The 13,702-nt window shown below is 41.2% G+C and carries 11 protein-coding genes and 7 tRNA genes; 14 read left to right on the forward strand and 4 right to left on the reverse strand.

Annotated elements, in window-relative coordinates; translation table 11 throughout:
• Nucleotides 1–61 precede the first annotated feature (61 nt).
• From ACI35L_RS01205 to ACI35L_RS01230, 6 genes are all read left to right on the forward strand, one after another.
• Nucleotides 62–135 (forward strand) — tRNA-Trp (locus tag ACI35L_RS01205).
• 5 nt (nucleotides 136–140) lie between these two features.
• A tRNA-His gene (locus ACI35L_RS01210) sits at nucleotides 141–216 on the forward strand.
• Nucleotides 217–225: 9 nt separating this feature from the next.
• A tRNA-Gln gene (locus ACI35L_RS01215) sits at nucleotides 226–300 on the forward strand.
• A 7-nt stretch (nucleotides 301–307) separates the two neighbouring features.
• Nucleotides 308–382 (forward strand) — tRNA-Gly (locus ACI35L_RS01220).
• Nucleotides 383–397: 15 nt separating this feature from the next.
• Nucleotides 398–472: transfer RNA gene (locus ACI35L_RS01225), tRNA-Cys, on the forward strand.
• 7 nt (nucleotides 473–479) lie between these two features.
• Nucleotides 480–561, forward strand: a tRNA-Leu gene (locus ACI35L_RS01230).
• Between the two features lie 449 nt (nucleotides 562–1,010).
• Here ACI35L_RS01230 and ACI35L_RS01235 read toward each other — a convergent pair.
• Nucleotides 1,011–2,306: an ATP-grasp domain-containing protein gene (locus tag ACI35L_RS01235; protein ID WP_439802069.1), complete on the reverse strand. Its 1,296-nt coding sequence runs from the start codon at nucleotides 2,304–2,306 to the stop codon at nucleotides 1,011–1,013.
• Nucleotides 2,307–2,789: 483 nt separating this feature from the next.
• Here ACI35L_RS01235 and ACI35L_RS01240 point away from each other — a divergent pair, with 483 nt between their 5' ends.
• Together ACI35L_RS01240 and ACI35L_RS01245 are read left to right on the forward strand one after the other, a co-directional pair.
• A complete protein-coding gene (locus ACI35L_RS01240) occupies nucleotides 2,790–3,833 on the forward strand; it encodes a YheC/YheD family endospore coat-associated protein (protein ID WP_156185653.1) in 1,044 nt (347 codons plus the stop codon).
• Between the two features lie 173 nt (nucleotides 3,834–4,006).
• Nucleotides 4,007–4,088, forward strand: a tRNA-Leu gene (locus ACI35L_RS01245).
• A 213-nt stretch (nucleotides 4,089–4,301) separates the two neighbouring features.
• Here ACI35L_RS01245 and ACI35L_RS01250 read toward each other — a convergent pair.
• The 3 genes from ACI35L_RS01250 to ACI35L_RS01260 all read right to left on the reverse strand — a co-directional run bounded on the left by ACI35L_RS01250 (nucleotide 4,302) and on the right by ACI35L_RS01260 (nucleotide 6,935).
• Nucleotides 4,302–5,603 carry an ATP-grasp domain-containing protein gene (locus ACI35L_RS01250; protein WP_049672058.1) on the reverse strand — a complete coding sequence of 434 codons (1,302 nt, stop codon included), beginning with the start codon at nucleotides 5,601–5,603 and terminating at the stop codon, nucleotides 4,302–4,304.
• 299 nt (nucleotides 5,604–5,902) lie between these two features.
• The gene (locus ACI35L_RS01255; RefSeq protein ID WP_231589547.1) at nucleotides 5,903–6,481 is read right to left on the reverse strand and encodes a class D sortase; all 579 of its coding nucleotides are present in this window, start codon (nucleotides 6,479–6,481) and stop codon (nucleotides 5,903–5,905) included.
• 28 nt (nucleotides 6,482–6,509) lie between these two features.
• Nucleotides 6,510–6,935 (reverse strand): excalibur calcium-binding domain-containing protein, encoded by a 426-nt coding sequence (locus ACI35L_RS01260; protein WP_049672056.1) that lies wholly within the window; start codon nucleotides 6,933–6,935, stop codon nucleotides 6,510–6,512.
• A 332-nt stretch (nucleotides 6,936–7,267) separates the two neighbouring features.
• On the opposite strand from ACI35L_RS01260, the gene ACI35L_RS01265 reads away from it, so the two are divergent.
• The 6 genes from ACI35L_RS01265 to ACI35L_RS01290 all read left to right on the forward strand — a co-directional run.
• Entirely contained in the window at nucleotides 7,268–9,157 is a 1,890-nt protein-coding gene (locus tag ACI35L_RS01265; protein WP_049672055.1) for an FUSC family protein, read from the forward strand.
• Between the two features lie 164 nt (nucleotides 9,158–9,321).
• On the forward strand, nucleotides 9,322–9,486 hold the full coding sequence (locus ACI35L_RS01270; protein ID WP_156185652.1) for a hypothetical protein: 165 nt from the start codon (nucleotides 9,322–9,324) through the stop codon (nucleotides 9,484–9,486).
• Nucleotides 9,487–9,675: 189 nt separating this feature from the next.
• Complete coding sequence (locus ACI35L_RS01275) at nucleotides 9,676–10,281, forward strand: hypothetical protein (RefSeq protein WP_439802070.1); 606 nt, start codon at nucleotides 9,676–9,678, stop codon at nucleotides 10,279–10,281.
• 207 nt (nucleotides 10,282–10,488) lie between these two features.
• Entirely contained in the window at nucleotides 10,489–11,778 is a 1,290-nt protein-coding gene (locus ACI35L_RS01280; protein WP_439802071.1) for an MFS transporter, read from the forward strand.
• Between the two features lie 210 nt (nucleotides 11,779–11,988).
• Nucleotides 11,989–13,485 (forward strand): peptide MFS transporter, encoded by a 1,497-nt coding sequence (locus ACI35L_RS01285; protein ID WP_049672052.1) that lies wholly within the window; start codon nucleotides 11,989–11,991, stop codon nucleotides 13,483–13,485.
• Nucleotides 13,486–13,495: 10 nt separating this feature from the next.
• Nucleotides 13,496–13,702: hypothetical protein (locus tag ACI35L_RS01290; RefSeq protein ID WP_439802072.1), on the forward strand; the 207-nt coding region annotated here is incomplete at its 3' end.

Genomic DNA, 13,702 nt, shown 5'->3' on the forward strand with positions numbered 1-13,702 from the left:
ACTGTAAATCCGCTCCTTCGGGTTCGGCAGTTCGAATCTGCCCCCCTCCACCATTCATAATAGGGGCATAGTTTAAAGGTAGAACAGAGGTCTCCAAAACCTCCAGTGTGGGTTCAATTCCTACTGCCCCTGCCAATATGGCGGCTGTGGCGAAGTGGTTAACGCATCGGATTGTGGTTCCGACATTCGTGGGTTCGATTCCCATCAGCCGCCCCATTAAAACTTTGGGCTATAGCCAAGTGGTAAGGCAACGGACTTTGACTCCGTCATTCGTAGGTTCGAATCCTGCTAGCCCAGCCATTTAAATGCGGAAGTAGTTCAGTGGTAGAACACCACCTTGCCAAGGTGGGGGTCGCGGGTTCGAATCCCGTCTTCCGCTCCAAACAACTTAATCATTGGCGGCATAGCCAAGTGGTAAGGCCAAGGTCTGCAAAACCTTTATTCACCGGTTCGAATCCGGTTGCCGCCTCCATAATTATGCCGGTGTGGCGGAATTGGCAGACGCGCACGACTCAAAATCGTGTTCCGTGAGGAGTGTCGGTTCGACCCCGACCACCGGTATCAGATGACAGTGTGCCAAACTGTCAAACCACATTAAGGTCCATAGCATTTTATGCTATGGACCTTTTTTATGGTTCTGTACTAATTGTTGGGCAGCAAGTTGAAAAGGAGAATGGCAATCTTGACTTTACATTGCCCGGTTTAATGACCAAATGAGAAATGAGGGCCTTAGTTATCTTCTTGAATGATTCTAGCACACATATAGTACTAGAGTTGTTGTTTTATCGGTAATGGCTAAGCCGGTCATATGTCTTTGTGTATGTCGATCACAAGCAGCTAACCTAGTTTTATGCCCTGCGGCATTATATGATAACTAGACATTTATTTTAATGTTAAAAACACTTATTCCAATGCTTCGGGATAAGTGTTTTAAATCTATGTCATATTGTTAGATAGCATATTTGCATGAACTATTCAATAGTAATAGGGTTGTATAAGCACAGTTTAAATCAACTATTGTCTTTCTCCTGTTCATCTAAGTTGTATGCATCAACTTCTCTAATAAGGGTATTCTCATCTTCTTCATCAATTGGCAAAAGAGAAAATTGTATGGCAGAAGCTGCGTTTTTGCTGTTTCGAATGGCTTCTTCTTCCGAGTCCCCCGTAGCAATCACATAGGCGTATCGGTGGCCCATGGATAGAGGAGGGTATAGATAAGTCCCTTTTCGAGGTTTAACATATACATAGAGTACACCTTGTGATCGTTTGGCACGATTTTTTCCTGTAACTCTTTCTAGTATTCCTTGTTCCTCCACGGTTACATATTGACTATAGATGTGTTTTCTAAATTTTTTAGTGAAATCCGGCTTTATTCCTAATGCCATTTTCAATGTTTCTTCCACAAGATTAATCCCATATCCCCCTAATATCATTCGGTTCATTCCTGCTCCAGATATCCTTGGGTTAATTTCGATTAACTTCCATTTATCATTCTTTTGTCTTAATTCCAAATGGCATGGTCCATTTGTTAGTCCATGCAGTTTTATGATTCCTAATACAGCAGATTTAATTTTTCGGTGAAATTCATAATTTGGATTTAGCATCAAATTGTAACCTGTTACAATAAATCTTTTTTGCTGCTGAATATCCTGCTTAAAAATCGCAATGATGTGTACCTTACCAGCAACCACTACTGCTTCTACTAGATACTGAGGTTCTGACAAATATTCTTCAATAATAACAGGATCGTTTGGAAATTTATTGAGCAGTGCACTATACCCCTTGATTAGCTGTTTCTTGTCGTTTACTTGGAATACATCCTTAGAGCCAGTTGATTGCGGAGATTTCATCATTAATGGAAAATTAGGTAGAAGTTCGTTTAAATATTCATCTAAAGAGGAGTCTTTGTTTAATACCCAGTACTTTGGTGCATAGGGACTTGATGCTAACATCTCACGTGAGTATAGCTTGTTTTCATTTTTTCTAATAGCTTCAGTGCTGAAATGATTCACTTGATGCTCTTTTGCCAATAAGGAAGCCGTATAGCAATAAGGATCTACAAAGCTGATAATTGACTCAATCATTAATCCTTTATCCAGAAGTATTTGTATTTCCTTACGAATCTCTTTAATATTATCTAAATCCACTAATCTCATATAATGCACATCATGAAATTCGCTTCGTTTTTCTAGAAAGGAGGAACGCTTAGTGAATAACACTGTAAAGTAACCAAGCCTTTCTGCAGCTTGAATAGCTTCTCTGCTTGAACCTGATTTGGCAGTCTCTATAAAAACGACGGTTTTCAAAATGTCCAGACTCCTTTTAAGTCCATGAAGGAACGAGATTGATTGTACTTGGTCGGTCCTAATAATGTATTAATAAAAGGTGGGATTTGTGTGGGCCATAAACCTTTAAATAAAGGTGATTTCCTTTTTTTAAGGCTAAAGGCTAACAATATGACACGGCTATTTAACGAAGATATTGTCAGGATAGAAATAATTCAGTTCAAAATAGTATTTAACATACTTTTCTTCCGTTGGTATATTCGCCGCTACCTAAGGAAGGGAACAGCACCTCTTGAATAATGCAGCTAAAACTGATCTATTCACTTCTTTCTGTTGAAATGTTCAAGTGATTGTTGAAGGGATGTATACAGTCAGTTCCTTGAGAAACAGCTATTTTTAGGGGATTATTCTTCTTATTGGATTGGAGCCGTTACCTTTAAAGCTGTTGTTGCGTATTCTGATTTGGATTAAGTATCAGAATTCGTATGTAAGAGGTGTTTGAATTTGATAAGGATTGGTATGCTTCATCATAGACGAGATCCACGTAAGGTAATTAAATCTTATGCCTATGCCGCAATAGCGCAAGCGGAAGGTGCTGAGTTCGTCTATTTCTCCCCTCGCAGGGTGCAATTTGAGGATTCCACTATTCGTGGCTGGGTATTTGAAAATGGAGAATGGGTGGAAAGAGTCACTGCATTTCCAGATGTCATTTATAATGCTGGAAGCCCGGTCAAGCTTGCAAATAGTAAAGAGATTATTGATAAATTAAAAGACACTATTCCATTTACAAGTCATTCTATAGGTAATAAGATGCGGGTATATGAGAGGTTAAAAAAGGCAGAACAATTCTCCCGATACTTAATTCCCTCGGAAACTTTAGTGGATATCAATGTGTTATTTCAGTACATTGGTACCTACAGAAGAGTTGTCGTTAAACCGAAGAATGGAAGAAAGGGAGAAGGAATTCTGATGATTGAACGAGTGGGAAATGAATTTTGGGTACTGAAGGGTACAAAGACAATCAAGATGACCTACGATGAACTTAGAGATTTATTGACGGAGGAAATTGATAAAAAGACTTACATCGTTCAACCATATATATTATGTAAAACAAAGAATGGACAAGCTTATGACTTTCGCCTACATGTACAAAAGAATGGAGAAGGAAAGTGGGTAATTACCTCGGTCTACCCTAGAATAGGGGCAAGCGGAACAATCGTTTCAAATATTAATAGCGGAGGCTCCATGAATTATTTAGTACCATTCTTAAAACAGGAGTATGGTGATGAGTATTTTAATATTAAACGGTATTTAGAGGTCTTTTCACTCCAATTAGCACATCATATGGATGATATCCAAATCAATACATTCAATGAAGTCATCGATGAATTAGGTATAGATGTCGGTCTTGATGATAGCGGGAAAATATGGATTTATGAAGTAAACTGGCGGCCAGGCTGCCCGCCTACCTTTTATTTGGAAATGGATGTAGTTAAAAACATGATTCAATATTGCATGTACTTAGCGAGAAAACATCAAGTGGGATAAAACTACGATTGGTAATTTGGCCGATAGCTGGTGGGTTAGTCAATATAGTCAGTATTTACCGATTTGGCTAACCTTTCATTTCTTTGAAAAATGATATTGACATTTGACCTTTTTATCGGTATATTAATATAAGGATTTTTCATTTAATCCATTGAACAAATCGTTCAACTTATGCCGGTGTGGCGGAATTGGCAGACGCGCACGACTCAAAATCGTGTTCCTTCGGGAGTGTCGGTTCGACCCCGACCACCGGTATCCAGCATAAGGTGTTGCCAAGCCTTATGGGAAAAGACTCTCAACTAATTCGGTTGAGAGTCTTTTTTTATTCTGTCTTACCTATTGCCTTAATAACACAGAGAAGTTGAAGGTTCTCATCAAATAAATAAGAGAATCATGCCATAGTTTACATTTTTAGTTTTTACGAATAAGTTATATTAACTTTACTGTTTTTTGCGGCTGAACTTACTGTCATTCTGATGATTGACTCTTATCTGGCTCATCGTAGGTATATGCATCAAGACTACGATCAAATCGCTCTTCTTCAGCATTATCGATAGGCAGAAGGGAGAATTGAATTTCTGCGGCTGCATTCTTCGCGTTTTGGATAGCTTCTGCCTCTGTTTCTCCTGTTGCCATTACATAGCCGTATCGATGGCCCATGGATAAGGGCGGGTGAAGATAAGCATCTTTTTGCGGTCTTACATAAACGTTAAGCACGCCTGGAGATCGCTTTGCACGATTTTGTCCGGTAACTTTCTCTAATACACCACTATCTTCTATGGTTATATATTGAGTAAAGAGATGTTTCTCAAATATTTTTGTAAAATCCGGCTCTCTTCCAAGGGCTAATTTCAATGTTTCCTTTACTAGATTAATCCCATACCCGGCAACAATCATTTCGTTCATGGCACCTGCGGATATCCTTGGATTAACTTCGATTAGCTTCCATGTATCATTCTTTTGTCTAAGCTCCAAATGACAAGGCCCATTTGTTAATCCATGTAATTTAATGATGTCTTCTACAGCAGAGGTGATTGACTTGTACAATTCTTCATTGGAATCGAGCAGCAGGCTGTAACCTGTTACAATAAACCGTTTTTGGTGCTGGATATCCTGCCTGAAAATGGCGACGATGTTTACTTTACCAGCAACGACAACTGATTCTACGAGATACTGAGGTTCAGGTAAATATTCCTCAATAATAAAAGGCTGGTCTGGAAATTTCTTAAGAAGTGCACGCTGCCCCTGCAGCAGCTGGTTATCGTCATTTACTTGAAAAACATCCTTAGAGCTGGTTGATTGAGGTGATTTCATTATTAGTGGAAAGTTAGGTGCCATATCACTTAAGTAATCATCTATAGATGATTCATTATTGAGTACCCAGTATTTTGGTACAAAGGGGCTTTGCGCTAACATCTTTCGTGAGTATAGCTTGTTTTTCATATTTCCAATAGCCTCAGTACTAAAAGGATTGACTTGATACTCTTCAGCTAATAAAGAAGCGACATAGCAATATGAATCCATAAAACTAATAATCGATTCAATGATTAATCCTTTCTCTCGTAGTAATTGAATTTCTCTACGAAGCTCATGAATATTATCTAAATTAACCAGTCTCATATAGTGTACATCTTGAAACTCGCTCGGGTTCTCTAGAAAGGAGGAACGCTTAGTGAACAACACTGTATAATAACCAAGTTCATCTGCAGCTTGAATAGCTTCTCTGCTTGAGCCTGATTTAGCAGTCTCTATAAACACAACGGTCTTCAAATAGGCCAGTCTCCTTTTTGTCTTTTATGGAACATGATTAAATTCTTGTGTCCTTCTGATTAATGTATTGATAAAAACGAAAAGTGGTGCGGGTCAATATCCTGTGGAAGGAGCAGAATATTCGGAGACTAAACAAATGGGGGATTCAGCCATTCGGAAATGCTCAGGAGACAAGGCAATAAGAATAAGGGATTGAATATCAACTGACGGAGAACAGTTAGATGTAGAAAGAAGATGCAACAATTTGGAGACAAAGAACGGTACCCCTATATAGGGTTTATTCATAGAGAAAGCTCCTTTTAGAGGAGCTTTCCTTGCAATATATAGCGATCAGGGGCGTTCCCGACGTAGGTGAAGGGATAACAGGTTGTGAGGGTCAGTGTCGGTTCCTTCTTTTCGACAATGACGGTCCGGTCATCCTCATCGGTAATCCAGATTTTTTCGATGATATACGTGTATGGCTGTTCTTCATAGCTCACAATTAGTTTGTCGCCTGTCTCTAATTGTTCAAGGCCGGCAAAGACTGTGTCTCGGTGACCGCTTAGAACTGTGTGTCCTTGGCCTGGTGTGGTAGTCAGGCTGCTTGCAAACATGCCGACCCCTTTACCCAATGTGTTTTCATCTGTTCCCCAGTAAACCGTGAACTTTTGCTGGATTTTTGGGATGATCAAGGTGGCGACTTCTTCTCCTTGCTCATATTCCTGGGAGGCTGCCGTATCTATCTTGGCGGGCTGAGCTTGCTGAGATTCATAATTCTGCATCTCCTGTTTCGTTAATGGTGTTATAGAAGCACGGCTTTCCTGCCAGCTGCCAAAATTCGTCAACACTGTGTATATGCCTGCAATCAATAGTACTATACCTGCGATTCTACTAGCCACGATTCACCCCATGCTAAGGAGGCCATTCTTATGCCTTTGATTTGGTTTTTCTAAGTGCGAGGATACCGCCTGCAGCAGCGAGTGCAGCACCGACGGCCATCATGGTAACATTATCAGTGGCTGTATCAGGCAATGCTTCTCCCTCTGTTTGAGTAGATTCGGAATCTGTGCCTGCTGGAGAATCAGCTGCAGCTCCTTCATCTTTTTCTTCTTCTCTAGATGCAACATATGCATCATATTCACCTTTGTTCGTTTCGCATGGCAACCCATCATTATCACGATCTAAGTCATGAGGGTCATTGTTAGCACTGTACCCATTCTCATACCAGAATGCCATCACTTCTTCCTTGCTGGAAAAGTCTCCACAATTTCGATCATCCTCTGCAAATACATAAGCGCTTTGACCAGCCAACAAGAAACCTACTGCCATCATGCCTGCAAACAACTTCTTCATGTACATCAGCTCCATTCTGTCGAAATTGGAAATTTTATTCCAGTCATATTATGAGATGAATTGCCATAGATTTTCAAACGATACACCTCTTGTTTTGAATATTCAGTTATTTTATCCTATTCAACAGTAGGTTTGAACCAATCGGAAATTATGTCGAAAGTTGGACAAGTTTCTTGTCTTGTTTTTGTCGGGTTTTCCGATGGTGTGTATGGCAGGATGAATCTTTATTGATAGCCAGCCATCTCACAGCTTCTTTTTTTCTTTGTCCATAATAGGGTATACTATTTTTTAATATTCTAATATAACAATTAGTGAATTAAGGATGGGAAAAGATGAAGCAGTTGATCATATCGAAAACCATGATATTTATCTTTGTGCTCTTGTTTGTGACAGGCTTTGAGACTGTCTTTGGACAGGAGAATGTGCTGATTGGGGTTACGACAGTAGTAGCTATGCTTATGTATTTACAGAGGGACTTTACTGTGTCTCCGTGGAAGAGTTTATTGCTGCTTTTGGCGTTTAATTTATCCCAGGGGGTTTTCAGTCAGCTGGCTGTCATGAACCCATGGATAGGGCTGCCGATTAACTTCTTCGCAATGTTTATGGTTGGATACTTTTTTACTTCGAACATTAAAGGACCTATCCATATTGCGGTCGGGCTGCAATATTTGTTTCTGCTGACCAATCCGGTACCGCTGGAGGATTTCCCATTAAGGCTTTCTTCCTTGGCTGCTGGAGCCATCTTTATCATGCTGGTGCAATGGTTGTTTAACAGGAGGAAATTATCTAAACGGGGTAATCGCTATTTTCTGCAGGTTTGTGATCATTTACAGGAAAAGATCTACCGGATTCGTGACCACCAGTCAGATCAAGAGCTGGATGCCGCTATTCAATCAGACATCAATGAGTTCAGGAAGGTGATTTATTTCCGAAGAATCAAGGGTTATTATCTGACTCATGAGGGCAGAGTTCGATTGAAGATTTCTGTCTGTCTTGAAAAGCTGCATTTGATGTTAAGTCGTGCGGATGTTCATGACTGCCCAGACGAAGTCTTAAAGGCATTGGAGCTTGAATTGGGGCAGATGAAGGATTATATGAAGCATGGGACAGGCTTGTCTGATGATTCATTGAATCGCTTAAATAAAGCCCTTGAGGACTATGGCACTGCCTACATAGTGGAAATCATCAGTACATTAACGCTATTGCGTGAACTACTGGTGTACCTCCATACGAGTAAGCCTTCTGAGCTGAACAAGGTAGAAAAGGTGATTGGAATTCCAGAGGGACATCGGAACGGTTATCAATTAATTAAGGATATTAATCGAGATTCAGCTAGATTTACATACGCGTTGCGTTTGGGAATGACCATCACAGCAGCTGCTTTTATGGTTGATTATTTCAATATTCATGAAGGACGCTGGATAATATTCACGATTTTTTCTGTTACGCAGCCTTATTATGAGGCGGCAAAATATCGCTTTAAGGAACGATTGATTGGAACTTTTATGGGGGCAGCAATCTTTATTGTAGCATTCAATATTTTTCAGGATACGACCATGCGAACGTTCTTGGTTATGCTGGCCGGCTATTTGAATAGCTATGCGGTAGAATACCGAAATGTCGTTTTGACGGTTACCATCTCTGCTCTTGGATCGGCTGCACTCACATCAGGAGATCCAACTGTTCTGACAATGAGGAGAATTGTCCTTGTACTCATTGGAATAGGGATTGGCATGCTTGCCAATCGTTTTATTCTGCCGCATGGGATTGAGAAGGGGACAAGAGACTTAATGGAGGATTATAAAAAGGTTTCTCAGGAATTGCTGCGCGAGGTTTATATTTATTTAAACGAAAGAAATAATGCCCACACAATCAATCATTTGTTTGCTGCTTCAACCTTAATGGAGGAAAGAATCCGTTCGAATAATCAAATGCTTAAGGTTAGTGAAATGGATGGATTTCTTGCTGCTCAACGCCGTTTGAATCATGCAATCTATGAAGTGTTCTTACGAATGCAGAAGGAGGATGTGGATGTCCAGCTGTTTGGGGAAATATTTGAAGAACTCGATACGATTTTTCGTTCAGAGGAGGAAGGGATAAATGAGCAGGTAAGCCGTTTATATGAACGGCTTTACCTTTCCAAATCCCTTGAGGAATACGTATTGTTAAAGGATGCTTTGCGAATTTATAAAGGGTTTAGAAGACAGGCTTGTTTCGAATAATGACAAAGGGCTCTCATGTGTGATGAGGGCTCTTTTTGTATACATCAAACTTACTGATGGATTATTTTGACGGAAATAGACGATTATCTTCAGAAAGAAGGGTATAAGTTGTATATTCACATCTTTGGTGAAATTGCTTAACGCTTGGAAGGAGGATGATGATTTTGGATATTATTCTTTACGTGGCAATCTTCCTCCTCGTTTATTTCTTTTTGACAAGAAAAGGAAGAGGGCGAGAACGGGGAAGGCTCTTTGGTATTTTAGCAGCAGTATTGATTACGATGCTGATTATCGTGATTTTGTTTATTATACGCGGGATGATTCCGTAAAGGGGTTGAAGGATTGCAGGCATAATTGTCTGTGATCCTTTTTTATTTAATGGGATTGAACGCAAGTATTTGGCGGGGAGTTTGCAGATGTTTTTCCTAACTGAAAAAGGACTATCAATACTTAGTAGGGAATATATAAAGGAAATCATCATGGATATGTGCGAATAACGAATGGCAGGGGGGAGTCTATTGAAGAAGAACTGGTTTGTTTTAATTGGGTTGCTGTTGTTAGCAGGTGTGATTTCTGGGTGTAATGTGTCAGAGGCAAGCGGGAGGACGACTGTTAAGCTTAATGAGAATTCGGAGTATGTAAAGACATTCAAGGATTTACACCTTGGAGAGGTACTTGATTTTGATCTCACATGGGCCGACGCGGATGAGACTGAGGTGACCATCTGGACGGAGCAATATAAGGATGGGAAGATGGGTACAGAGCAAGCAGGGGGCATTTCTTTTAGTGAAAGTCCTGAGAAGAGCGAAAAGGGCCATCTAGGTATGGGGATTGTCCATTATGATGAAAAAAAAGCGATAGTTGTAGTCTACGGACCTGGGGTATCAGGAAAGTCGGAAGAGATAGAACTTGATTACTCAGGCTCTGCATACGGATGGGAAAAAGCTGTCGATGCTGAAAAGATTGAATTGGAATTAGGTAAAACGTATATACTGGGAGCTTATCGGATTTCTAAAGACTCTCATATTCAAAGCTATAATCTAAAAGATAAGAATGAAGTAGAGAAGATGATCAAGGAAGATCGAACAGGATTTTTGCTGAAGGTGAAGACAGAGAAAAAGTAAGTTTGAGAGAGGGCCTATCTACTGGATGGGCTCTTTTTATTGATTCACGATTGGCGTTACTCGGCTGAATAGGAGTGTTATTAAGTTCTTCATGAGTATTGCTAAATGAATGGAAGAAAGAGACAATCAAACTAGTGGTTAGTCTGCTATAGACTTTTCATGATTTGACGGCGATTTTAATATTCTTTGGTTATTGTGAGGTACTATATGGTAAGAAAGATGGATCGATCTAAATTTCAAGTGGATTATCTGCAAAGTTATGTTAGCTCTCCAGAAAGACAGCGAACGCTCTATCGAAAGACGCTGATCATTGTTGTCTTTTCTCAAATATTCGGTGGCGCTGGATTGGCGGCTGGCATTACGGTTGGAGCCCTTTTAGCGCAGGATATGTTAGGGACTGACAGCTTTACGGGGTTGCCGACTGCGTTGTTTACGCTTGGTTCAGCTTTGGCGGCTTTTCTAGTCGGAAGGCTTTCAGAACGGTATGGAAGGCGTCTTGGGTTAGCCACCGGATTTGCAGCCGGCGGTCTAGGTGCCGCTGGCGTCATTATTGCGGCGATGATGGATAATATTTGGGTATTGTGTGTTTCCTTATTAATCTATGGTTTTGGTACAGCAACGAATTTGCAGGCTCGTTATGCTGGTACAGATTTAGCTGCGCCTAAACAGAGGGCAACGGCCGTGAGCATTGCGATGGTTTTCACGACATTTGGAGCGGTTGCCGGCCCTAATTTGGTCGAGGTGATGGGGGATATTGCCTCGTCCATCGGAGTGCCTGCTCTTGCGGGGCCCTTTATTCTGGCAGCGGCTGCCTATATGATGGCAGGGCTGGTATTATTCATTTTTCTTCGCCCAGATCCCTTTATTGTGGCAAGAGCGATTGAACGGAAAGAAAGGACAATATCCAGTCCTTTATCTGAACAGCAGCTACAGCCTTTATCTAATAAGAAAGGGATCATGATGGGGGCTGGGGTCATGGTGCTCACGCAAATTATTATGGTGGCTATCATGACGATGACACCGGTGCATATGCAGCATCATGGACATGATTTAAGTCAGGTCGGATTGGTCATTGGGATTCATGTAGGCGCCATGTATTTACCTTCTCTTGTGACAGGTGTTCTGGTTGATAAGGTTGGCCGGACAGTGATGGCAATCGCATCAGGTGTTACATTATTAGCAGCAGGTGTGACAGCTACTATGGCACCGGCAGGCTCAATGGCTGGTCTTATGATTGCGCTGGGTCTGCTTGGGTTAGGCTGGAATTTTGGCTTAATCAGCGGTACGGCATTGATTGTCGATTCAACCACACCTGAAGGCCGTGCAAGGACTCAGGGGACGGTGGATGTTTTGATTGCCTTAGCTGGGGCTTCTGGAGGAGTGCTTTCGGGAATGGTTATGGCAAGTTCCAGTTATGCTGTGCTTTCACTTGCGGGAGGCTTTTTTGCTTTACTGCTCATTCCGCTGATTGTTTGGTCACGCCTGAAACAATCATAATCGTTTTAGTTTTCATCAAGAAATTATTACTATATTCAAATGAAAGGGGCAGGCTTTTAGTCTGCTCTTTTCTTCTAAAAGCTTGAAGGAAGAAACTTGCAGGGATAGCCCTTTCTTATCGAACTTGAGTGTCAATTTAGATTTATCCGTCAATTTGTACTATAATGGATAAATGTATTTGTACCATTACTATAGAGGGAGAGGGATTTTTTGAAGAACCAAAACAAAACAGCAGGAGTTCCTGGGATTCCAAACACCGGGTTTTTTGGGCATCCTAAGGGGCTATTTACGTTATTCTTTACAGAGTTTTGGGAGCGATTTTCTTATTATGGGATGAGGGCCATTTTGGTTCTCTATTTATATGCAGAAGTGACAAAGGGCGGTTTAGGCTTTGATCAGGCGACCGCGATGTCTATTGTGGCGATTTATGGTTCACTTGTCTATTTGTCCGGTATTATTGGAGGATGGATTGCAGACCGATTGTTAGGGACAAGCCAAACGGTATTTTATGGCGGTATTTTGATCATGGTTGGTCATATTGTTTTATCCCTGCCATTCGGTGTGGAAGCCTTCTTTATCAGTATGATATTTATCATTCTTGGGACAGGCTTGCTTAAACCGAATATTTCAAGCATTGTCGGTGAGCTGTATACAAAGAATGATCAGCGCCGCGATTCCGGCTTCAGTATTTTCTATATGGGCATTAACTTAGGTGCCTTCACGGCTCCGTTTGTGGTCGAGAAATTACGATATGAGTTTGGTAGTTTCCATGCTGGATTCTCTGCAGCGGCTGTAGGGATGTTTGTCGGGCTTATCGTCTATGTCATTACAAAGAAAAAAAATCTCGGTCATCTTGGGGATGAGGTTCCAAACCCGCTTGCAGGGGATGAGAAGAAGAAATATGCGATTTCTATCATTGCTGGCGTGATAATAGCTGGGGTTGTTCTTTATGCGTTGGCGGCTGTTAATTGGCTGACGATTGACCGATTTATTTTACTCGTGACCATTACAGCCGTGATTATACCGGTAGTTTATTTTATCACGATGTACAGAAGCCCGAAAACGACTGGGGATGAACGCTCTCGGTTGCTTGCGTATATTCCATTATTCCTGTCTTCCGTTCTATTCTGGGCGATTTACGAACAAGGGGCTAACCTTCTAAATATTTATGCTTTAGAGAGAACGAATTTAACCTTGCTTGGACAGAAAATTCCACCAGGTGTCCTGCAAGCGATGCCGGCCATGTTCGTCATCATTTTCGCACCAGTTGCCGCATGGCTGTGGTTAAGGCTTGGCAGCAGGCAGCCATCCACACCGCAGAAATTTGCGGTTGGGTTATTGTTAGCGGGATTCTCCTTTATCGTGATGCTGATTCCAGGATACTTAAGCGGAACGGATTCACTTGTAAGTCCTTATTGGCTGATTTTAAGCTATTTGGTCGTTACATTAGGGGAGCTTTGCCTGTCACCGGTTGGATTGTCTGCAACAACAAAGCTCGCACCGGCTGCCTTTTCCGCCCAAACGATGAGTCTTTGGTTCTTATCTAATGCGGTAGCACAGGCCTTGAACTCGCAGATCGTCAAATTGTATACGGCAGAAACGGAAATGCTTTACTTTGGCACAATCGGCGGTTTCGCCATATTGTGTGCATTCCTGATGTTTGTCATCTCTCCGATGATTCAACGGAAGATGAAAGGTATTCGATAAGAGGTTTTATGTGGTCCCGGCTTTGCCGGGGCTTTTTTATGTAGAGAATTACGTTATAAACGTCGTTATTGCCTCCCTTTTTGATGGGAATCATGCAGAAAAACATCCTTTATTGGCGAATATTAAATTAGATGAGCAAATTTCTAGTATTGATGATATGTTTATAGTCATTTCAGGACAGGTTACTATATTAGTAGAATATACCTGTGCAGGTGTA

Origin of the sequence: Pradoshia sp. (assembly GCF_051873915.1) — a bacterium.
In the GTDB taxonomy this organism is placed as follows: domain Bacteria; phylum Bacillota; class Bacilli; order Bacillales; family Pradoshiaceae; genus Pradoshia.